This is a genomic window from Bacillus haimaensis (genome assembly GCF_048270625.1).
Taxonomy (GTDB): domain Bacteria; phylum Bacillota; class Bacilli; order Bacillales; family Bacillaceae_I; genus Sutcliffiella_A; species Sutcliffiella_A haimaensis.
The window spans coordinates 2,341,826-2,364,274 of record NZ_CP158164.1; the positions used below are offsets into that span (position 1 = coordinate 2,341,826).

General features: G+C 43.6%; 16 protein-coding genes. 2 read left to right on the forward strand and 14 right to left on the reverse strand.

The window, feature by feature from the left end; translation table 11 throughout:
* Window positions 1-56: 56 nt before the first annotated feature.
* Window positions 57-1,214: an aminotransferase A gene (locus ABN702_RS11905; RefSeq protein ID WP_417900887.1), complete on the forward strand. Its 1,158-nt coding sequence runs from the start codon at window positions 57-59 to the stop codon at window positions 1,212-1,214.
* Window positions 1,215-1,307: 93 nt separating this feature from the next.
* Here the strand turns inward: ABN702_RS11905 and ABN702_RS11910 are convergent, their stop codons facing one another.
* From ABN702_RS11910 to ABN702_RS11945, 8 genes are all read right to left on the reverse strand, one after another.
* On the reverse strand, window positions 1,308-2,432 hold the full coding sequence (locus tag ABN702_RS11910) for a S8 family peptidase (protein ID WP_417897073.1): 1,125 nt from the start codon (window positions 2,430-2,432) through the stop codon (window positions 1,308-1,310).
* A gap of 268 nt (window positions 2,433-2,700) precedes the next feature.
* Window positions 2,701-3,798: a S8 family peptidase gene (locus ABN702_RS11915; protein ID WP_417900888.1), complete on the reverse strand. Its 1,098-nt coding sequence runs from the start codon at window positions 3,796-3,798 to the stop codon at window positions 2,701-2,703.
* 405 nt (window positions 3,799-4,203) lie between these two features.
* A complete protein-coding gene (locus tag ABN702_RS11920; protein ID WP_417897074.1) occupies window positions 4,204-6,657 on the reverse strand; it encodes a S8 family peptidase in 2,454 nt (817 codons plus the stop codon).
* A gap of 42 nt (window positions 6,658-6,699) precedes the next feature.
* Window positions 6,700-8,130 (reverse strand): S8 family serine peptidase, encoded by a 1,431-nt coding sequence (locus ABN702_RS11925; protein ID WP_417897075.1) that lies wholly within the window; start codon window positions 8,128-8,130, stop codon window positions 6,700-6,702.
* A 369-nt stretch (window positions 8,131-8,499) separates the two neighbouring features.
* The gene (locus ABN702_RS11930; RefSeq protein WP_417897076.1) at window positions 8,500-9,843 is read right to left on the reverse strand and encodes a sodium-dependent transporter; all 1,344 of its coding nucleotides are present in this window, start codon (window positions 9,841-9,843) and stop codon (window positions 8,500-8,502) included.
* An 83-nt stretch (window positions 9,844-9,926) separates the two neighbouring features.
* Window positions 9,927-10,565: a response regulator gene (locus ABN702_RS11935; RefSeq protein ID WP_417897077.1), complete on the reverse strand. Its 639-nt coding sequence runs from the start codon at window positions 10,563-10,565 to the stop codon at window positions 9,927-9,929.
* Window positions 10,558-12,399 (reverse strand): GAF domain-containing sensor histidine kinase, encoded by a 1,842-nt coding sequence (locus ABN702_RS11940; RefSeq protein ID WP_417897078.1) that lies wholly within the window; start codon window positions 12,397-12,399, stop codon window positions 10,558-10,560. The genes ABN702_RS11935 and ABN702_RS11940 overlap by 8 nt, the downstream gene beginning before the upstream one ends.
* Before the next feature lie 185 nt (window positions 12,400-12,584).
* Window positions 12,585-14,462 carry a PAS domain S-box protein gene (locus tag ABN702_RS11945; RefSeq protein ID WP_417897079.1) on the reverse strand — a complete coding sequence of 626 codons (1,878 nt, stop codon included), beginning with the start codon at window positions 14,460-14,462 and terminating at the stop codon, window positions 12,585-12,587.
* A gap of 303 nt (window positions 14,463-14,765) precedes the next feature.
* On the opposite strand from ABN702_RS11945, the gene ABN702_RS11950 reads away from it, so the two are divergent.
* Entirely contained in the window at window positions 14,766-15,641 is an 876-nt protein-coding gene (locus tag ABN702_RS11950) for an NAD(P)-dependent oxidoreductase (RefSeq protein WP_417897080.1), read from the forward strand.
* A gap of 37 nt (window positions 15,642-15,678) precedes the next feature.
* Here the strand turns inward: ABN702_RS11950 and hutG are convergent, their stop codons facing one another.
* From hutG to ABN702_RS11980, 6 genes are all read right to left on the reverse strand, one after another.
* Window positions 15,679-16,620 carry a formimidoylglutamase gene (gene hutG / locus ABN702_RS11955; protein ID WP_417900889.1) on the reverse strand — a complete coding sequence of 314 codons (942 nt, stop codon included), beginning with the start codon at window positions 16,618-16,620 and terminating at the stop codon, window positions 15,679-15,681.
* Window positions 16,621-16,630: 10 nt separating this feature from the next.
* Window positions 16,631-17,890: an imidazolonepropionase gene (hutI, locus tag ABN702_RS11960; RefSeq protein ID WP_417897081.1), complete on the reverse strand. Its 1,260-nt coding sequence runs from the start codon at window positions 17,888-17,890 to the stop codon at window positions 16,631-16,633.
* 3 nt (window positions 17,891-17,893) lie between these two features.
* Window positions 17,894-19,558, reverse strand: a complete 1,665-nt coding sequence (hutU, locus tag ABN702_RS11965) for a urocanate hydratase (protein ID WP_417897082.1) — start codon at window positions 19,556-19,558, stop codon at window positions 17,894-17,896.
* Between the two features lie 117 nt (window positions 19,559-19,675).
* Window positions 19,676-21,175 (reverse strand): histidine ammonia-lyase, encoded by a 1,500-nt coding sequence (gene hutH / locus ABN702_RS11970; protein WP_417897083.1) that lies wholly within the window; start codon window positions 21,173-21,175, stop codon window positions 19,676-19,678.
* Window positions 21,176-21,295: 120 nt separating this feature from the next.
* Entirely contained in the window at window positions 21,296-21,736 is a 441-nt protein-coding gene (gene hutP / locus ABN702_RS11975; RefSeq protein WP_417897084.1) for a hut operon transcriptional regulator HutP, read from the reverse strand.
* Between the two features lie 81 nt (window positions 21,737-21,817).
* Entirely contained in the window at window positions 21,818-22,432 is a 615-nt protein-coding gene (locus tag ABN702_RS11980) for a hypothetical protein (RefSeq protein WP_417897085.1), read from the reverse strand.
* Window positions 22,433-22,449: the final 17 nt, after the last annotated feature.

Here is a 22,449-nt window from a genome sequence, read left to right on the forward strand (position 1 = left end):
ATGTAGAAAGTGATATCAGCCCTATATGGAATAGAGATAGACAAAGGAGTTTAATGATGGAGCATTTAATCAACAAGAACGTTCGAAACATTGAAATATCAGGAATCCGCAAGTTTTTCAATTTGGTTGCACAATACGAAGATGTGCTTTCTCTTACCATTGGGCAGCCTGACTTTCCCACTCCCATGCATGTAAAAGAAGCTGCAATCCAAGCTATAGAGGCAAATCAAACAAGTTATACCCATAATGCAGGAATACTGGAATTGAGAAAAGCTGCCTGCTCATTTGTAGCCGAAAAGTACGGACAATCGTATAACCCAGAAGCTGAGGTAATAGTGACTGTCGGTGCCAGTCAAGGAATTGACATTGCATTGCGAACCATCCTTGAACCAGGCACTGAAGTCATATTACCTGGACCAGTATATCCCGGTTATGAGCCGATCATCAAACTTTGTGGTGCCACACCTGTCCATGTCGACACTACCATTACCGAATTTAAATTGACAGCTGAGCTGCTTCAACAGCATATGTCAGAAAAGACCCGATGCATCATTCTTCCTTATCCTTCGAACCCCACAGGTGTCACGCTCCCAAAGGAGGAATTGGTGAAAATCGCTGCTCTCTTAGAGAATAAAGACATCTTTGTTTTATCTGATGAAATTTACAGTGAATTAGTATTTGATCATGAACATATTTCAATCTCCACCATTCAAGGTATGAGAGATAAAACCATTGTCATCAACGGCGTTTCGAAATCCCACTCCATGACCGGCTGGCGTATCGGATTGGTCTTCGGACCGGAATACTTAATGCAGCAGATGCTGAAGGTACATCAGTATAATGTATCCTGCACCTCCTCCATTTCCCAATCTGCAGCACTCGAAGCGTTAACGAACGGCATGGATGATGCATTGGAAATGAAAGAACAGTATCAGGAGAGAATGGAATATGTATATAAAAGATTGCTTTCCATGGGATTGGATGTTGTAAAACCGTCCGGTGCCTTCTATTTATTTCCTTCCATAGAAAAATTCAATATGTCCTCCTTTGAATTTGCATTGAAAATGGTTGAGGAGGCAGGAGTTGCAGTTGTACCTGGAAGTGCTTTTTCAAGTCTTGGAGAAGGATATGTCCGCTTGTCCTATGCATATACAATAGAAACATTGGAACAAGCGATGGACAGGATGGAGAAGTTTTTATTGGAGTTGACATAACAACCGGGGTCTGGCCCCGGTTGTTATGTCAACATTGAAAAAGAACAGGTGGTTTCCTACCTGTTCTTTTTCATTACATTATAAGTCAACTTCTTATCTCAATGCTTCCTCCACATTTATGACACCATGCCCATAATTAAAGGCAGAACCTAGATTAGTAGCTGTATCACGAAGTTTTTGCCTGACTTCCACATTTGTCATGTTAGGATATTTCGCTAAAATCAGAGCAGCCGCTCCAGCCACATGAGGTGAAGCCATGGAGGTTCCATTCAAAGAACCATATTGGTTGCCTGGCATCGTGCTGTTAATATCAACACCCGGAGCCATCACTTCAAGCTGACTGCCTACACTCGAGAACGAAGCACGGTTATTATTTGAATCGACTGCTCCTACAGCAATGACGGAATCGTATCTTGCCGGATATCCGATGGTATTGATCAGTCCAAAGAACGAACCACTATTACCTGCTGCAGCTACAACAACAATCCCTCTATTATAGGCGTTATCACTTGCCTGCTTTAATGTGGAGGATCCTGTACTGCCACCTAAACTCATATTAATGACATCCATATCATTGTCAATTGCCCATTCAATTCCCTGGGCAATCCCACTTAAAGTCCCACTTCCCTCTCCGCTAAGCACCTTAACTGCGTATAAATCCACATCATATGACACACCTACTACCCCAGCGTTATTGTTTAAAGCAGCAATGGTACCTGCCACATGAGTTCCATGACCATTTCCATCTGTTAATGCATCAGGCTCATCTGCCACAAAGCTCGCTCCACCTGCAACATTCAGATCTTCATGATTTGCATCGATACCAGTGTCGAGTACTGCGACCTTAACCCCTGACCCTGTCACCGATTGGGAATGTGCAACATCCGCTTTAATATGAGGAATTCCATATGGGACCGTTTGAGCATCAATTTTATACTCGATATCCTCTTCAACATATTCAACCAGTGGATTTTTCTCCAATGCTACGACTGCCGCCTCAGGCAGTGTGACCTGCAGGACATTCATATGTTTGAATTGATGATTGACCGATCCACCCAAAGAGGAAACTATTTTGTTTGTCTGTTTGGAGACAGGATTCTTCAACCCAATCAAATAATCTTTGAATAACGGCTTTCCTTTTGCACTTGCCTCCCCTGGTGAAAATGAAAACGAGAGGACCAAAGCTATTGCCAATAATACGGATAAAAACTTTTTCATATGTAGATCATTCCTTTCGATAAAAATCTAAATAATCAAATTATTTAGTTACTTTTGATGTTAGCATAGCTTTTAAGGGATTGTTATTGGGAAAGTAGGTAAGCATTTGGGGCTTTAAAATGGAGATATCATTGTCGATTTCCCAATGGTTTATCATGGTATTTTCCTGTGACTTTATAATTAGATTTACATCTTTCCTATCATGAAACCAAAAAAACACCCGACAAATTGTCAGGTGTTCTATTATAATAGGGGGAATTTAATCAAGTTATTGCAATGCATTCTCCACGTTGATGACTCCGTTTCCATAATAGAAAGCATCACCTAAAGGAGTTGTTGTATTTTTTAAGCGGTCACGAATTTGAGATGCTGATAGACTAGGATATTTAGCTTTGATCAGTGCTGCTGCTCCTGCGACATGAGGAGAAGCCATTGATGTTCCATTGAAGGAAGAATAGCTGTTTCCTGGAGTTGTACTAAGAATGCTTACACCAGGAGCCATCACTTCTAATTCAGAACCTACGCTAGAGAAAGAAGCTCTATTGTTATTTGAATCAACAGCCCCTACTGCAATTACAGAGCTATATTTAGCTGGGTAGCCGATTGTGTTTCTTTTTCCTTTGGAACCAGAATTTCCAGCAGCCGCTACGACAACAATTCCGCTTGCATATGCATTGTCACAAGCTTGTTGTAAGGCTGTAGAACCTGAACTTCCACCTAGACTCATATTGATTACATCCATATCATTTGCAATTGCCCATTCAATCCCTTGAGCAATTCCACTTAAAGTACCGCTCCCTGAAGCACTCAATACTTTTACTGCGTAAAGATCTGCATTATATGCTACACCCAATACTCCTGCAGTATTATTTAATGCCGCTACCGTGCCGGCAACGTGAGTGCCATGACCGTTTCCGTCCGTTAATCCACTAGGCTCGCCGGATACAAAGCTTACCCCTCCTTGTACATTCAGATCAGGATGGCTTGCATCAATCCCAGTATCCAATACCGCTACTTTTACTCCGGAACCGGTCACATTTGCAGCATGTGCTTTATGTGCATTAATATGCGTAACGCCCCATGGAGTGGATTGAGCTGTTGCATATACTGCTGCATCCTCTTCCACAAATGCGATGTTTGGATTGTTTTTCAATGCCAGTGCTGCTTTTTCAGGAAGAGTTACAAGCTGAACATCCATATAATTATACACATGTTCCACTTCCCCGCCTGCAGCGGTAATCATATTTTTAGCTGAAAAAGCTTTTGCGTTAGTTTTAAATCCTACTAGGTATTGCTTCTTTTCATTTACACTAGGGCCTTGCGCATTAGCTTGTGCGGGCCCGAAGGCAATAGAAAATGCTAACATCGCTACAATGAATACTGAAAATCCTTTAATCCAATTTTTCAATCATTCCACTCCCTTAAATTTGTTTTGATAATTCTTAATATTAAGAACTATTAACGCTAGTCTACCACCTGTCATCCTAATTTCATATTGGGAAAGTCAAGCCTTCAACATAGATTTAATTACTGTTTTTTGTCCTAAGTTGCCCAATGAGAAATTATGTAAAGTTTTGCATCGTTTCCCTTTCCTCCCTCCCCCACTTTTTCTTGCACAACCTATCTTATTTTCGGCTGAAGAACTTTTTGCTTGGGAAAGCAGGAGAGTTTCAGACATTTTATTGAAGGAAATGCTTTCGTACTTTCCCAACTCAAATTAAAAAGAAGAAGGAATGTTTCCGTTCCTTCTTCCATAATCACTGTCTATTTTTCAGTTGAAGTACACATGATAATATCTTGTAAATGCCACAGCAAAATCTCCTCTTGTTACCACTTCTTCTGGCGCAAAGGTTGCTTCCACTTTTGGCTTCAGATCATATTTTCCTTGCGTCACAGAAAAGTTTGCGTTTAGAATATTCAAGTCTAATGCCACTTGTACGTACCCTTTTAAGGCGTCGGGGATGTTTGTTTGATCTTTCAGCACAATGCGCTCATCTTTATAGGTGACCTTCACGTCTCCCGAATGATCCAGTGCTTCTTTTTCCAGGCCTAAGCTCTGTACTAATGTATAGGCAAGTTCGGCTTTTGTGACACTGCCTTTTGGAGAGAACTTTCCTGGTGATGCCGGTTGCATCACTCCCTTTAGCTGTTGTGATTGATCTCGAAACGCCGCACCTTTGGCAACCACTGCTTCAGCAAAAGGAAGATCGTCTTTTGACATATCAGCAAAAGATGCTTGGGAAGGCAGACTTTGACGAATCTCCGCTCCCATCAGGAGAGATTTGGCCATATCCAATCTTGTGAGTTTGGAGTCCGGTTTGAATGTACCATCTTTGTATCCATCAAAAAGTCTCTCTTTCACACCTTGTTGGATGGCCGCTTCTGCGGGATGCCCCGCAATATCACTCAGACCGGTAAATCCATTGATTTTTGTAAAAGCAAAGGAACCTTTTACTGTTTCAGGAAGCGATATCCCTATAGGGTTCAGCTCGTTCCCTCTTAATCCTCGAATCTCCGCTTTCCATGTACCTGACATCGGATTATCAACCAGCACCACCCGGTCAGTATAAAGAGGGAAAAGTAAACTTACCCCCGAGCTGTACTCTGTTCCATCTGGTGCAACCAAGACGAGATTGATAGGGTTACCGGTTTCCTCCAAAAGACCCTTTCCATCAACTCTTGCCAATAAGCTGGTCAAACCTTCATCTACAGTAAATTCACGTGCACCATCTGTCAACAATGAACTCTCCATCTCAAATTCTTCTCTTGATGTGGATGTCTCCACATTTGAATGATAGGTTTGGTTCATAGTTAGAGTAGATCCATAATTTTTATTTTCAAACGATGCATCGACTGCTGCATAAGCATTCACATATCCTGCACCAACTTCCCAAGTTTCATAGCCTGGCATATTTGTCGCAGTCGATTGCAGTATTTTTTTCACCTCATCAGGTGATAATGACTGGTTTGCCTCTAGCATCAACGCAACTATTCCCGCTACATGTGGTGTTGCCATGGAGGTTCCACTCATTGTTGTGTAATAAGGCAGATGCGCCGGTTCAATCAATTCTGCGTCCTTTTCTGCAGCCAGTGCCGTAAGGGGGGATACGACTTTCGTGGATATGATATCCACACCAGGTGCAGTAACAGTTGGCCGATCTTCCCACGTCCATTCTTTTCCATCCATTGTAAAACTTCCCCCTACCCCTTTTGTTCCACGGGAGGAGAAGTCAGCTAGCGTTCCATCCTTCACTCCTGCTGCTACAGAAATTACCCATGGTGCTTTTGCGTAAGGGTTGTGTGTATTTTCGGATGGCCCTTCGTTGCCCGCTGCAAATAGAACGACTATGCCACGGTCAAAAGCTTTTTTACTAGCGATATTGATGGGATGGTTCGGATTGAATTCACCACTGGACCCCCATGAATTTGTAATAACTCGAATGTCATATTCCTGTTGATGGGTGATGGCGTAATCAAATCCTCCGATTCCATCCAGTACAAACAATGCTCCACCAGAACCATATCCTATTAAACTTGCACCAGGTGCAGCCCCTTCATACTTTCCTCCAGACAATGCACCCGTTCCACCCACAGTTCCTGCCACATGTGTTCCGTGTCCGGAGTTAGTATCGGTATTTGGGACATTTTCTGTATAGGAGATTGGCAGTATTCCTGTAATACTTTGGAGGTTAGTTGACCCAAGGACGTTCTGCACCAAGTTGCGTCCTAGCTCATGGTCTTTGTGCGTTCCATCTACTCCACTATCATTTACCACTACCCCAACACCTTTACCTGAGACAGGCAATCCGCCATTCTTTTCACGGAAGGAATCGTCGGTACGCAGCTTATTAACCCCTGTTACGTCTGTGGACTCTGCATTGTAATATGACAGTTCTTCATTCAGGTATATGGAAAGGACTTCCGGAGAAGCCTCCAATTCTTCTATTTGCCTTTTAGTCGCTACTATCCCTACTATTGGCAAGGAATTCATTGTAACAGCTGAAGTGATGCCAACTTCCTCAAGCAGCCCTAACTGTTCTGAGCTTGCCTTTTCTTCTCCTTTGAAAGTAACAATCACTTGTGCGGTACTGGTAGCATCACTTAAAACCGACCATACCTTTTCATTTACTACAGATCCTGTGGATGACGTGGGCTGAGCACCAACAGTGGTAAACATGGAAAAGATCAGAAACATGGCACATGCAGCAGCAAACATTTTTTTCATTTGGTAACCTCTTTTCATTTATTTTTTTAATTTCCTGTGAAATTAATAGGTTCGAGCTAGTTTTACTGCTTCATAAGCGTTGACATATCCATGGCCAACTTCCCATTTTTCATAGCCTTCCATATTGGTAGCACTGGTTTGTAAGATATCTTTTATTTCAAATGTATCGAGTGTTGGGTTTACCTCCATCAGCAGTGCGATGATTCCCGCAACATGTGGAGCCGCCATGGAGGTTCCACTGAAGGTGGTGTAATACGGCAGGTGAGCCGGGTCAATGTATTCCACGTCCTTCTGTGCGCTTAATGCAGATAATGGAGAAAGCACTCTTGCCGAGATAATGTCCACACCAGGAGCCGTGATGGTTGGGCTGTCCTCCCACATGTAGGTGGTGCCATCCACCTCTACACTTCCCCCTCTGTCTTTCACTCCTCGTGAAGAAAAGTCTGCAAGTTCTCCATCCTTGGTACCAGCCGCCACCGTTATGACCCATGGTGCTTTTTTATAGTTACCGGAGATGGTCGCCTCTCCAGGACCGGAATTACCCGCTGAAAATACAGTTATTATTCCTCTGTCATATAGTTTTTTAGTTGCAATATTTATCGGATCAAACGGGTCAAAATCTGTTCCAGCATCACTTGTTGCGCCCCAGGAATTGGTTATGATTCGTATGTTGTATTCCTGTTGATGGGTCAAGGCATAATCAAAGCCCCCGATTGTATCAAGCATGGCAACCACTGCTCCCGAGCCGTATCCAATCAATTTGGCACCAGGGGCAACACCTTCATATTTCCCACCGGACATAGCTCCTGTTCCACCTACAGTTCCTGCCACATGTGTGCCGTGACCAGAGTCGGAATCGGTATTCGGTACATTTTCCACATATGTGATAGGAAGAATACCCGTCAATGCATTCAGGTTGGAGCTGGCAAACACGTTCTGCACGAGGTTACGACCAAGCTTGATATCATGATGCGTCCCATCCACTCCACTGTCGTTCACCACCACTCCGATATCCTTTCCACTTATCGGCAAACCTCCATTCTGGGTGCGGAGCTCTTCGTCCGTTCTAACCTTATCTACTCCCGTATAGGAAGTTGAGCCCTCATTTTCATACTGAAGACTTTTGTTTAAATAAATGGAAACGACACTTTCCTCATCAAGCAGCTTTTCCACTTGCTGTTTCGTAGCAAGTAAACCTGCAACCGGCAAGCTTTGAAATGTGATCCCCTTTTTTATTCCAAGCCTTTTTAAAAGATCTACGTGTTCTTGCTGGATACCGCCATCATGATCAAATGTGATGATAACCTCAACCGGACCCGTTGTTGTTTGTAGAACCTCTTCTAATGTCACATCCAATAATGCGGAATTATTAGCATTTGCCTCGGCACTTTCAGGACCTTCCACCCAGCTAACTGTGAAAAACATTCCAAGTATTAGTACCCCCATTAATAAATAAGTCACACTTTTTTTCATTCCGTTTCCCCTTTCGCAACTTTTAGAATAGTAAGACAATTACCTGTATTTTCTCATACCCACTAAAGCACAACTATTAGTCATCAGTTATAAAAGACAGAGTATCCGTACTATCTTATTTAGTACCTTGGTAGTAGAAAAACACAAAAAAACACCGAAGCATGCGCTTCGGTGTTCGCTTTTTATATGGCTGTGTTAAACACCGCTATTGATTTCCGCACTAGGCACAGCGACCCAAGGGACAAAGGAAGGCTGCGACAGCAATACATCGCACGAAGAAAATGCTCGCATTTTCGAGGAGTCTTCGCCTATTGCTCCAAACAACAGCTAGATTCTTAGAAAATCAACACTACTCAATAACAGAGCCTTTTATATTAATCCGAGTGATTGAATAAAGACGAGAAGTATTCCAACAGGGACTACATAACGTATAAGATAGTACCAGATGATAAATACCGATTTTTTTACGGTTGACCCCTGAAAGAATTCGTCCTTTAAAATATCCTTGGGAATACGATAGCCGACAAATATTGAAATCAGCAATGCCCCAACAGGCAAGGCAATGTTTGTGACAAGATAATCGGCTGCATCAAAGATGATCAACCCGTCAATCGTAATATCTGATAGGACCCCAAAGGATAATGCAGATGGTATACCCATGATGAAAATGATGATTCCAGTAATCCAGGCTACCTTTCTTCTTTTCTCCTGGTTATCCTTCACAATAACAGCAACAATGATTTCCAATATGGAAAATGCAGATGTCAGTGTTGCGAAAAGCAAAAGAATCATAAACATCGCAAGGAAAATTACTCCAAATGGAAGCTGATCAAACACTGCAGGAAGAATAACAAAAACTAACCCAGGACCCTCATCCGGTTGCATTCCAAGCGCGAATACTGCTGGAAAAATGACCAAACCTGATAATAAAGAGATAATAATATTTAATCCGACCACAGACCCTGCTGATTTGACAAGGTTTTCGCCTTTTGTCAGGTAGGAGCTGTATGTAACCATGATGGAAATACCAACACTTAAGGAAAAAAGGGCTTGTCCCAATGCCATCAGGAATGTATTGGGTGTGATGAGTGACAAGTTTGGCTGAAGGAAGAATCGGACTCCCTCCCACGCGCCTTCCAATGTCAAGGAGCGGACAAGAAGAACAAGAAAGATGATAAATAATAATGGCATTAAGATTTTGCTTGCTTTCTCTATCCCGCTTTGTACACCTGCCTGTACCACGTAGATGGTAATGAGAATAAAGATGAACTGTGCAATTAGCGCTAAATAAGGGCTTGCTATGGCCTGCTCAAATAGCCCACTATATTCATCCAATGTGAAATTGGATAACCCTCCAATAAAGCTTTTCCCAAGATAGGTGACAATCCAACCGCCAACTACACTGTAGAAGGAAAGAAGAATAAAAGAGGCTACAACACCCAAAACCCCGATAAGGTGCCATTTTGACCCTTTGGCAAGCATTTTATAGGAGGAAATCGCATCCTTTTGAGTGGACCTTCCGATAATAAATTCTGCCAGTAGCATAGGAGCACCAATGAGAAGAGTGAATAGTATAAAAATTAAAAAGAAAATTCCTCCACCATTGGTTCCGGCCATATATGGGAATTTCCAGATGGCACCGAGACCTATGGCAGAACCTGCTGCCGCTAAAATAAAGCCGATTTTTGATGTCCATTGCTCATGCTGTTTCATTATGAAAAACTCCTATTTCAAGATTAGTCTATTATAATACTATCGATTCTTGTATTTGTATAGGGAATATTCTGTCATAATTCCTACGGAAGCGGTACCAATTTGTGCTGCACGGCATAGATGACTACTTGCGATCTACTTTTCACATCCAGTTTTTTGAAAATTTTACTCACATGGATTTTCACCGTTTTATCACTAATATAAAGACGCCCTGCAATCTCTTTATTGGAAAGTCCCTCTACAAGACAAACGAGAACCTCCTTCTCCCTTTCTGTCAGGGCAGTATCCTCTTTGACATGAGTCTCCTGCTGATGATAGCTGATGAGCTTTTTGGTCATAGCGGGATGGATGATGGATTCTCCCCGATGAACTGTACGGATGGCATCAATCACCTGTTCGGAAGGGGAATCTTTTAATAGATATCCATCCGCCCCCTCTTTTAATGCGGACATGAAATATTCATCATGCTTATACATTGTAAGGATTAGCACTTTTACAGAAGGATATTCTTTTTTCACAAATTTAGTTAGTTCTATTCCGTTTTGCTCAGGCATGTTAATATCCATCACGATGACGTCCGGACTTTTACGCTTCAATAAGTCTTCCATTCCTGCTCCTCCAGTGGCCTCCCCCACCACTTCCATGTCGCTTTCCAAAGATATAATGGTTTTTAGACCATCCCTTAATATGGCATGGTCATCCACAAGTATGACATTAATCATTCTCAATCTCTCCTTCTAACCCCAATTTGGGAACTGTTAGTGTAATTTCCGTTCCCTCGTTCGGTTTGCTATCAATTTGAAGTGCGGCGCCTATTTTCTCTGCCGCTTCATTCATTTGCAGTATGCCGTAGTGAGGCTGATTCATCGCTTTGATCATGGCATGATATAAGGAGAACCCTTGACCATTATCCTTCATTTTCAATACAATATGATCTGACTGGTAGCTGATCAGGATATGTAAATGGGTGGCATTCGCATGCTTCAGGCAGTTTTGGATGCTTTCCTGGAACACGCTGAACATGATTTTTTCGGTCATCGGACTAATGGACCCCCGATTTCCACGGACCTGAAGCTGAATATCCACAGAGAAGGATGGATCCTTTTTCAGCTCCGCTAGCTTTTTTTCCACTGCCAAATGAAATCCCAGCTGCTCGGTTGGGTAGGGACGAAGTGCATAGATGGAGTCCCTCACATCCTTAAGGCTTTCCCTCAGCTTTTTGATGCTGTCAGCAATAAGGAGCTTGGCGTCTGAAGGTTGTGTTTCCAGTTTTTTATAGGAGGTATCCAGCTTCATAACAGCACCTGCTAGGGTTTGGGCAATCCCGTCGTGAATGTCATGTGCAATTCTGTTCCGCTCTTCGAGAATGATTCTTCGCTCCTGCTCACTAACTAGCTGTCTTGTTTTCAAAAATACTGCCAGCTGGTTGGCAATCGTCGCAATGGAACGGGTATCCTCGATTGTAAAGCTCTTGGTGCGCCCTTTCGTCACGACAAAACAGCCGATTGATTGGTCTTCAAATAATAAAGGTGCATATACAACAGATCGTGATGAGGCTCTCAAAAAAGGTGCTAAAGGTCCTTTTCCTGCTTTCTTATGATCATAAACCTGCATATGTGATATATTCTCCAATTCAAAGTGAATATCATCAAGAGGCCTAGGTGTTAGAATATTCCCATCGATGATTGTGTGGTCCCAGAAATCTTTTTCATTTTTCATAAAAAGGAGGCAATCTTCAAAGGGCATCAATTCTTGCAGCAGGTTTTTTATCAGTTTTTCCCACCCTCTGGAAGGAATGGACCTGTTCAATTCAGTTGAGAAATGGAATAAAGCCCGTATCCGGTTTTTCTCTGTTTTCAGACGGGCTATGATGGAACTTAGCAAAGAAAGTCCAACAAGCGGAGAAAAGAAGAAAAAGAATGAGAAGATGTCTACTTCTCCGCGATTTTGGCTGCCAAGTATATGTATGAGGCAGCCATATATATAGGATACGACAAAACTGATGAGTTCCCCTTGTGTTTTCCCCCACCATACTTTTATTGTATAGGGTTCCGGCCTTAGCCATAGAACAATATCTACAATCGCATTATTCAACACATAAAAGAGAGTGATCATTAATGAAAAGCCAAGCAATCCATCCATTATTGGATTAAGACTGACTGTCAGAAAGCTTTCCAGTATAATTTGATGGAAAATATGTGCCAAATAAAAGCTGATTACCAGCTGGGACGGATTGAACAGCATAATACGGAGGGGTCTCCGGTGACTGAGGTTGATTGCCAGAACGATAGATGCATAAGTGATTATTACCAGATCCAATCCAAACACCACATAGATCATATAGATGATGGGAAATGTAAGGGTAGTGTGCCCTTTTGGCACAGGCATTGGGTAATACTCACAAATCCCTAGAAAAACAATCAATAAAACCAGTGTGAATGATACTTCAACCGGGGATAGGGATAGCACTTGAAAGAGCACCAGACCCCATCCAATTAAAGTTACAAACCCCATATAAAGTTGTGAAATGTGTAGTCCCTTCCATTTCTTGTTCATATTATTTCCTGCCGTTTCAATAGTTTATGTGATAAGTATCAATATAAAGAGGAACTCCAGCTGGCACAATGAATTCTCACTTCCCAACTGGAGTTCCTCGTACCGCATTGGCACATATCTATCGTAATGAAAAAGGAGTCAAAAGACTATTAGTAAAAGGGAATATATTAGTTAGTACAAAAGTATTAGTCTTCAAACTTTTGGAAACGAACTTCAAAGGTGGTCCCTTGGTCCACTTCGCTTTTGACACTGACAGTGCCATGATGGTTCTTGATAATATTGAAGGTGATCATCAGCCCGAGTCCTGTTCCGGTGGTTTTGGTGGTAAAGAACGGCTCCCCTAAACGGGAAATCACCTCATCCGCGATGCCCTTGCCTTCGTCTCTGATGCGGATGATTACTTCTTCCGCATCATCCTCTGTTTCAATGAAGATGTTTCCACCTTCTGGCATTGCTTCTATTCCATTTTTAATGAGATTGATGAACACCTGTTTCACTTGATTGTCATCACATTGTATATACGGGTCCTTGGCATCAAGCTTCATTTCAAACCAGACATTATTCATGATAGCCTGTGTCTCGAGTAGGGTCGTGACATCCTTAAGCAACGTATCCAAGGAAACTTGTTGAATACGGACCTTATGAGGCTTAGCAAGTAACAGAAGTTCGCTAAGAATCAATTCAATTCTGCTCAATTCCGACTCAATGATATGAAAATACTCCTTCTTTTGGTCCATTTCCCGCTCAAGGAGTTTAAAGAACCCTTTTATAGCGGTCAGTGGATTTCGTATTTCATGCGCTATCCCAGCAGCAAGTTGGCCGGCAACAGACAGCTTTTCCGATTGAAGCATCACTGCCTCTGCCTGCTTTTTCTCGGTAATATCACGAATGATGACCTGCATCGCATTTTTCCCAAGATACGTAGTAGGAATCCCTACCACTTCTGTGTAGAGCTTATGCCCCTTCATAGTAGTCCATTCCTGTTCAAAGGCAGGCAGTTTTTTCCCGTTGGTATGAGCATGTATCGTCTTCCATATGTGTTGAAAGTCGTTTTTATCAATATTTTGATAGACACTTTGTCCGATCAGTTCCCCATAGTTGTCCACTTCGAGCATCTTCACTCCGGACTCGTTGATGAATGTCCATTTCTCTTCACAAATGACCCCTATCGTATCAATGGAGTTTTGCACAAGCATCCGAAAACGTTCTCTACTATTCTGCAATATCTTGTGGAAGTTTTTCCGATGCGAAATGTCCATCAGCATCACAAAGGAAGCTGGCTGCCCCTTGTACATCGTCTGATTCGAAATTATTTCCACTTCTATCATTCTTCCGTCCAAGCGATACCACCTTTGTTCCATGAGTCCTACACGAAAGCCTTGCTGTACCGATCTGATCCGCTGCTTTACAATATCATGGAAAGTCTCTTCAATGTAGTCATAGACTGAAGTATCGATCAACTGGCTTTTTTGGCAGGCACCAAGCATTCTTGTTCCTGTTTCATTGACATATTTGATGACCCCATCGACCGTTAAAAAAAGCCCATTTGGTAGATGCTCAATCAAGTCAAAAGCGGAGTAGCCTTCTTCTTTCTCTTTTAATTCTTTTTTTTCATTTACCTTCTTGCTATTTTCCTGACCATTACCCTCGGTCTTCAATATAAAGTTAGACTGTTTTGGGGATTCACTACCTATATCCATTGTTTGAGACAGTTTCAGTACAATTTCTTTTTCAAATTCCTGTGCGGGATCTTGTATTTCTGAAAGTAGGGCTTCCATCCAAACAAATCCTGAATGTTTCCTTTTCATTCGAAAAAAACATTGTGCTTGGTGGGAAGGTTGGTAAATCAAACTCTCTATTAAATAAAGGTCCTCTGTATGTATCCAGTCTTCCAACTTTGTGTCTATAAGTTCATGCTTGTGAAAACCAAGTAATGAGGCACATGAGGAAGAGGCGTACTGTATGTTGCCTGTCGGAGATATGATGATGATGAGATGAATTTTTGAAATGGATTCTACTTGTTGGTTATTTCCTTTTTTCAACAAAGAGTTAGGCTTTTCCAACGTTTTTCCTCCCTTCTAATTCTATCAATCTATTTGTCATTTCTTGAATGATGTGTATTATTTCCAACATTCCCTATTATACTACAAAATTCTTTATTTTTCTAAATATTATAACAAATTAAACATAAACACACATTATAACTCTCTCACCAACTCCCAAAAGCGTATTTCTATTATTTAATTGCTAAATTCCACAAGATTTAAACTATAGCAATATAGCCCTAAAGCACACATTTGGTATAATAATAAAAACATTGATAACAAAAATTAAATAGGGGGCCAGACCCCGGGAGGAATTTGAACATGAATGTAGAAGCGAAGAAGGTCGCGTTTATTGGTACTGGTGTGATGGGGCGCAGCATGGCAGGCCATTTGATTAGTAGAGGCTATGATGTGGTTGTGTATACTCGTTCAAGAGAGAAGGCGGAGGCTCTTTTGGCACAGGGGGCCAGTTGGGCAGGCAGTCCTGGTGAGGCTGTGGGGGAAGCAGACTATATTATTACGATGGTCGGATACCCCAAGGATGTGGAGGAAGTGTATTTTGGCCTAGAAGGGATCCTTGCAAATGCTAAAAGTGGAGCATTTGTCATCGATATGACCACTTCCACCCCGACCCTTGCCAAGCAGATTTTTCTAGAAGCAAAGGAGCGTCAACTCCATAGCTTGGACGCCCCGGTTTCCGGTGGGGATATAGGCGCTAGGGAAGCAAGACTGACGATTATGGTTGGTGGAGACAAATCTTCCTTTGAAGCATGCCTTCCGGTCTTTGAGGCAATGGGATCAAACATCATCCATCAGGGTGGTGCCGGAGCCGGGCAGCACACAAAAATGTGCAATCAAATAGCCATCGCTACAAACATGATCGGAGTTTGTGAGGCGCTTGCCTACGCAGAAGCGGCAGGTTTGAATCCTGAAGATGTGCTGAAGAGCATTTCAAGCGGGGCGGCAGGGAGCTGGTCACTAAGCAATCTGGCTCCTAGAATCATTGCCGATAATTATGAACCGGGGTTTTTCGTGAAGCACTTCATCAAAGATATGGAGATCGCACTGGATGAAGCGGAGCGGATGGGATTAAATGTACCGGGATTGGCACTGGCAAAGGAAATGTATGTGAAATTATCGCAAAACGGCGAAGAAAACAGCGGTACTCAAGCTTTGTACAAATTGTGGAAGAAGTAAATATGAAAAGCTTTGGCCAACAACGGCCAAAGCTTTTTTACATAGATGCACGCCCACGCATAAACTCAAGAAGACAAAACACAGCCACTCGAGTCGTCATATCCCTAAAATCTATGGTTGGATCAATTTCCACCATATCAAGGCCACACACCTTCTCCCGCGTCCCTAATAGATGGATGGCCTCAAGAATCTGATCACTTGTCATCCCACCCGGTCCTATCGCTGGGCAGCCCGGTGCAAATGCCTGATCGAGTACATCTATATCGACGGAGACATAAATATGATCCACCTTATCCTCCAAGTATTGTATGGCAGACGTCATAACTTGAGCGATTCCTTGTTTTTTCACATCAGCCATCGAGAAAATTGTCACGCCCTGATCACGTGCATACTGGTGGTAATATGCACTGTTGGAATAATTTCTAATCCCGATCTGGACTAGATTCTCCCCTTTCAGCAAGTCCGCTTCCAGCAATCTTCGGAAAGGGGTACCATTTGTCGGTCCCCCGTCCTCTGTATTGCGGAGATCATGATGTGCATCAAATAGGATGACACCCACCGTCCCTTTTTTTCCTGAGAGACCTTTGAGTGTGGAATAGGTGATAGAGTGATCTCCTCCAATAAAAATCGGAAGGCAGGATGGATTCGCATCCATCAAGGAGGATACCGTCTCTTCTATCCTGCGGTAGGATTCCTCCACATTTGTAGCATGCATGACGATATCTCCCATATCAGACAGCTTTGGCGATGAAAGTAGCTCAGTCTCATCTTCTACAGCATAAGTGGAGTAGGACTGCAACAACCTTCGAAACACGCCAGGCGTGAAACTTGCACCTGAATGGCTGATGGAAGGCTTGGAAAGAGGCACTCCAATCAGTGCGAGTCCCTCCACCGCCTCCTTCCCGTCCCACGACTGCAGAAGCTCCGCTGCCTTCGGAAAATGCCGGTCCATAAATGCTGGTCCACCTGCTTTTTGCATGTAAGGGAGACTATTCAAGATAGGCACCTCCCTTTGCTACCTCCAGGCCATTTTGGAAAACGGTATGCACATGATTCACCCCATAATGATAAGGGACGTATTGATAGTTCAAAGCATTCCATACCACCACATCCGCTTTTCGACCGACTTTAAGTCTGCCGGACACATCGTCCTTATGAATGGCTTTGGCTGCATTGACCGTTACAGCGTTCCAGATCTCTTCGCATGTCATCTTCAGCTTTAGCATGGCAAGGTTCATGATGAATTGGATGTTTTCCGTTGGAGAGCTCCCAGGATTAAAGTCTGTCGCGAGCGCAACCGATCCCCCACCATTAATGATTTCACGCGCTTTCGCATAGGAATCTTTATTCAGATAAAAGGTAGTTCCAGGTAAGAGAACAGCTACTGTATCTGAGGTGCCGAACAATTCCACCGCTTGCTCCGACGCTGCGATAAGATGATCAGCGGAGGCTGCTCCGAGTTCAATGGCCAGCTCCGTTCCGCCTAGTGAGACTATTTCATCCGCATGAATTTTCACTGAAAAGCCCGCCTCTTTCGCTAGTTCGAGGAATCTTTTTGATTGCTCGATCGTAAAGACGCCTTCCTCGCAAAAGATATCCACAAACTCGGCAAGTTTTTTTTCTTTTATTTCCTGAAAAAGCTCTGACATTTCGAGAAGGAATTCGTCCGGGTTATCCTTGTACTCCTTAGGTATCGCATGTGCACCCAAAAATGTGGAGGCGATCTCCATACTTGTGTTTTCTTTCAGCTTTTTTACGACCTCCAGCTGTTTCAATTCAGCATGCTTCTCCAAACCATAGCCGCTTTTTGCTTCTACTGTGGTGATGCCATAACTAATTAATCTTTTAAGATGGAATGTCGCTTTATCATATAAATCTTCAAAGCTAGCATTTCGTGTAGCCTCTACGGTGGAGTGGATTCCCCCACCCTGCTTAAGGATTTCCAAGTATGGCACGCCCTGCTGCTTTAAGGCAATTTCATGCTCCCTTGATCCACCGAAAACGAGATGGGTGTGTGGATCAACCAGTCCAGGTGTAACGAGCATCCCCTGACAGTCTATCACTTTTGAGCTTTCTAGACCTTCTGCTTCCGAAGAAGTGCCGAGAAATGCTATGATGCCGTCCTTCCACCCGATTGCCCCATCCTGGATGTGTGGCAAATTACTCATCTGTTCCCCTTTGGCATGCGGGGAGTCATGATCCATTGTCAGAAGTTGGCCGCAATTGATTAATAGAGTGTCAAGCTGCATTTTTTATTCACTCTCCTTCAACAATGGTATGTGAACACCTTTTTCTTTCGCCACTTTTTTGGCAAGCTCATATCCAGCGTCAGCATGACGGACTACACCCATCCCCGGATCGGAGGTTAATACTCGATCAAGTCTTCTTGCCGCCGCTTCCGTTCCATCGGCGACTATTACCATTCCTGCGTGGAGGGAGTATCCCATTCCGACCCCTCCGCCATGATGGACTGATACCCAGCTCGCACCATTCACTCCATTGATTAGAGCGTTTAAAATCGGCCAGTCCGCCACTGCATCACTGCCATCGAGCATTGCTTCCGTTTCCCGGTTTGGCGACGCCACAGAGCCGCAGTCAAGATGATCACGTCCAATGACAATCGGTGCGGACAGTTCCCCACTTGCTACCATCTCGTTGATGATTTTGCCGAAACGGGCACGTTCACCATATCCTAGCCAACAGATACGTGAAGGAAGCCCTTGGAAAGCCACCTTTTCCCGCGCCATTTTAATCCAGTTGCATAGGTGCTCATTATCTGCAAACTCCCTTAAAATGACTTCATCCGTTTTAAAGATGTCCTCTGGGTCACCGGATAACGCCACCCAACGGAATGGGCCTTTCCCTTCACAAAATTGAGGACGTATAAAGGCTGGCACGAATCCAGGGAAGTTAAAGGCGTCCTTCACTCCCTCGTCAAACGCGACCTGGCGGATATTATTCCCGTAATCAAAGGTGATTGCCCCTTTTTCCTGGAGCTCAAGCATCGACTTTACATGAATGGCCATGCTTTCCTTCGCAAGCTTCACCAGCTTCTCAGACTCGGAGTTTCTTAGAGAGCCCGCCTCTGTCAAAGTCACCCCAACAGGAATATAACCATTTAGCGGATCATGGGCAGATGTCTGGTCTGTTAATAGATCAGGTGTGAATCCCTTGGACACAAGCTGCGGCAGGATTTCTGCCGCATTCCCTAAAAGACCTATTGATAATGGCTTGCCTGCAGCCTTATACTCTTCAGCTTTTTTGATAGCCTCATCCAGGTTTGTCATTTTCACATCGCAATATCGCGTTTCAATTCTTCGGTCGATGCGGTGTTCATCCACCTCAATCGCAATACAGACTCCGCCATTCATGGTGACTGCCAGTGGCTGAGCCCCACCCATTCCACCAAGTCCGGCAGTAACAGTGATGGTGCCTTTTAGCGTATTGTTGAAATGTTGTTTTGCCGCTTCCGCAAAGGTTTCATAGGTACCCTGTAGAATCCCCTGTGTCCCGATATAGATCCAGCTTCCGGCTGTCATTTGTCCATACATCATAAGGCCCTTCTTATCCAGCTCATGGAAGTGCTCCCAATTGGCCCATTTTGGAACCAGGTTCGAATTGGCCAAAAGTACACGCGGAGCATCTTCATGACTGCGAAATACAGCAACAGGCTTACCTGATTGGATAAGGAGCGTTTCATCATTCTTCAATTCCTTCAGAGAAGCGACTATCGCATCAAAACTTTCCCAATTTCGTGCTGCTTTCCCTATCCCTCCGTACACCACAAGCTCACTCGGAATCTCTGCAACCTCAGGATCCAAATTGTTCATCAGCATCCGCAGCGCAGCCTCCTGCACCCAACCCTTTGTATTCAACTCATTGCCACGAGGTGCTCTAATCACATTTACTTTTTCCATCCTTCCTCATCCTCCCATTTATTAGATTGTATTTTGTTTAAATTTCATCTTAAAAGGCTTTGAGATTTACAGTATTAAAAATTATTTCGTGATGGGGGCCAGACCCCTGCAGGAATTTCACGTTCCACACAGTACGCTCCCCCGATATTGCATCCATTCGGTGAGGGCTTCGATGTCTTTGGAGAAGATGCGGTCTTCGATGATGCTTGGGACGATGCCTCTTCCTTCATGGTGCCATTTTTGCATGAGTGGGGCAGCAAGGTGAACTCCTCGGTATTCTACAGCTTGCATGGCGCACATCCATTCGATGGCCAGGACTCTCCTGACATTAGCTATGATCTGATGGGCGTGTCTTGCTCCTATGGTACCCATGCTTACATGGTCTTCCTGGTTAGCCGATGAGGGAATGGAATCAACGCTTGCTGGATGTGCCAGTGTCTTGTTCTCTGACACCAGAGATGCTGCACAATATTGCATGATCATTGCTCCCGATTGAAGTCCCGGCTTGGCACTAAGAAATGGCGGCAAGTCGTTCAATTGGGGATTTACCAATCGTTCTATCCGACGCTCTGATATATTGGCAAGCTCCGCCATACCTAATTTCAGGAAGTCCATTGCAAAAGCGATCGGCTGTCCGTGGAAGTTTCCACCTGAGATTACTTTTTCACCGTCACCGAAAATCAGCGGATTATCTGTCGCTGCATTCATTTCAATCTCAAGCTTTTCCTTCACATAGCCGAGTACCTGCCATGATGCACCATGCACCTGTGGGATGCACCTTAGTGAATACGCATCCTGTACGCGCTTCTGTCCCTGCCTTGTTACGAGCTTGCTCCCATGTAAAAGGGTTCTGATCCTTGCAGCCACTTCCACCTGTTCCGGATAACCTCTTACAAGATGCACATCTTCGTCCAATGCATCGACAATCCCTTCCAAACCTTCGAATGTCAGCGCAGCAATCGATTCCGCCTGAAATGCAAGTTTCTCAGCCTCCAGATATGCCACCACCCCGACAGCCGTCATTGCCTGGGTTCCATTAATGAGTGCCAGACCCTCTTTTGCCTTCAATTCAAGGGGCACGATTCCTTTTTTAGCCAATACAACACTCGTATGAACCTTTTCTCCCTGATAAAACACTTCTCCTTCTCCGAGCAGTGTCAGTGCAAGATGGGATAGGGGAGCCAGATCTCCGCTTGCCCCGAGTGAGCCTTGCTGAGGGACGACCGGATGGATCCCCTCATTTACATACTCCATCAGGCGCTCAATGATTACAGGCCTTACACCCGAAAAGCCCTTTAATAAAGCATTTGCCCTGAGTACAAGCATCGCTCTTCCAATCACTTCAGAGAAAGCTTCACCAACCCCGCATGCATGGGAATGTATCAGATGCTTCTGCAATATTTCGGTCTCTTCCACCGGAATCAGCACATCACTGAATTTCCCGAATCCAGTAGTGATGCCGTAGACCACTTCCCCGTCCAACACTATATTTTCCACCGCTGCACGGCTTCCAACTACTCGCTGCATTGCATCCTTACATGAAGTTACTTCTTCCTTATCAAACAAAATCGCCTTCATTTTCTCTAAAGTCAACGATTGCCCATTTAATATAATCACATGAATCATCCCTCTCTAATCTTCAATAAATACACAAAAGAGGGCCGCACTTTAACAAACGTTAAACGTCCATTAAAGTACAGCCCCCTATAAATCAGCAACTATGGGCATAGTTTCTATTTAAATGTGATTGATGCCAAGTCCAATTGTCTCATGCTCCGACCCTCGCACTGGAGCACCAATTGTCCCATAAAGCGCAACTGCAATCCAGTCGCCCTCTTCCAACTCTTCATACGGGTTTCCCCTTACCACAGCAAACCTAAGACCTACTGTACGCATCACCGAACCAAGCTGAACCTGACCTCGTGTTACGCCGCTCAAGGCATCCATGATCGCATGGTAGAGAGCATGTGTTTCCCGATAGCCATCGGATTTGATGATTCCTTCCCTTTTGGCTGCGGTTTCAATAGCAGCAACCACCTTTTGGGAATCCATCGAGCCAACTTTCCCTACACAGGTACCCCAATGCTCCGGAAGAGTAAAAATAAATTCATCTTTTTCCGTACTCATCGAGAGCAGCACGGCAATCTTTCCAATTCTGCGTTCTAGAGCTAAGACCATATGCATTTTCCTCAATACTGAAAATTTTCTAACAACTATCAACTAGTTTAAGTGTAAAGTTGAATAAGCTTTCCTGTCAAGTTATAGATTTTCATATTCTTTATGGATCATAAAATATTGCAGCCCTTTTGTCGATGCTAGAGCCTGTTCCTTGTTTTCCTTTGCCAAAGAAAAATTTTTCTTATTCTTGGCTCTCTCTGTTTCAATCACATGCCTCATCCAGTCCTTTTTGAGCCTTCCTTTTAACTCTTCCACCTTTGCTTCATCTTTTTCCATAGCGGCAATGGCGGCAAGGACATAGTTCTTCATATCCGGCTGGTCGATTAATTCAACTTCCTCTTTAGCCCTTACGATATTTCCGACACGCAAATAATACTGAGCCCGGAATATTGCAGTCTTTTTACCCTTCCACTTCTTTTCAAGGTCTTCCAGCTGCTTTTTCGCTTCAGGCAGATTTCCGTTCGCGAGCTCCAAAATGAAGCCGTAGTATGGCTCATCCCTTTTCTTTTGCAGGTACTTTTCCATTCGTTCCACATCTTTTGAAAGAAACATGAAACGGATGTCCTGAAAAGATAAAGCAAAAAATGCAACAACAAGAAGTGCGACAAAAATCCAGAAATTAAAGGCAATATTCATGAAGCCAAGAACAATTCCAATCGCAAAACCGATGACTATAAGCAGTAATAAATGTTTCATCTATTCCTATTTTCCCT

Bases quoted from the DNA above. Each gene is read 5' to 3' on its own strand.
- ABN702_RS11905 (WP_417900887.1), top strand. From the start codon at position 57: ATGGAGCATTTAATCAACAAGAACGTTCGAAACATTGAAATATCAGGA.
- ABN702_RS11910 (WP_417897073.1), bottom strand. From the start codon at position 2,432: ATGAAAAAGTTTTTATCCGTATTATTGGCAATAGCTTTGGTCCTCTCG.
- ABN702_RS11915 (WP_417900888.1), bottom strand. From the start codon at position 3,798: ATGTTAGCATTTTCTATTGCCTTCGGGCCCGCACAAGCTAATGCGCAA.
- ABN702_RS11920 (WP_417897074.1), bottom strand. From the start codon at position 6,657: ATGAAAAAAATGTTTGCTGCTGCATGTGCCATGTTTCTGATCTTTTCC.
- ABN702_RS11925 (WP_417897075.1), bottom strand. From the start codon at position 8,130: ATGAAAAAAAGTGTGACTTATTTATTAATGGGGGTACTAATACTTGGA.
- ABN702_RS11930 (WP_417897076.1), bottom strand. From the start codon at position 9,843: ATGAAACAGCATGAGCAATGGACATCAAAAATCGGCTTTATTTTAGCG.
- ABN702_RS11935 (WP_417897077.1), bottom strand. From the start codon at position 10,565: ATGATTAATGTCATACTTGTGGATGACCATGCCATATTAAGGGATGGT.
- ABN702_RS11940 (WP_417897078.1), bottom strand. From the start codon at position 12,399: ATGAACAAGAAATGGAAGGGACTACACATTTCACAACTTTATATGGGG.
- ABN702_RS11950 (WP_417897080.1), top strand. From the start codon at position 14,766: ATGAATGTAGAAGCGAAGAAGGTCGCGTTTATTGGTACTGGTGTGATG.
- hutG (WP_417900889.1), bottom strand. From the start codon at position 16,620: ATGCAAAAAGCAGGTGGACCAGCATTTATGGACCGGCATTTTCCGAAG.
- hutI (WP_417897081.1), bottom strand. From the start codon at position 17,890: ATGCAGCTTGACACTCTATTAATCAATTGCGGCCAACTTCTGACAATG.
- hutU (WP_417897082.1), bottom strand. From the start codon at position 19,558: ATGGAAAAAGTAAATGTGATTAGAGCACCTCGTGGCAATGAGTTGAAT.
- hutP (WP_417897084.1), bottom strand. From the start codon at position 21,736: ATGGTCTTAGCTCTAGAACGCAGAATTGGAAAGATTGCCGTGCTGCTC.
- ABN702_RS11980 (WP_417897085.1), bottom strand. From the start codon at position 22,432: ATGAAACATTTATTACTGCTTATAGTCATCGGTTTTGCGATTGGAATT.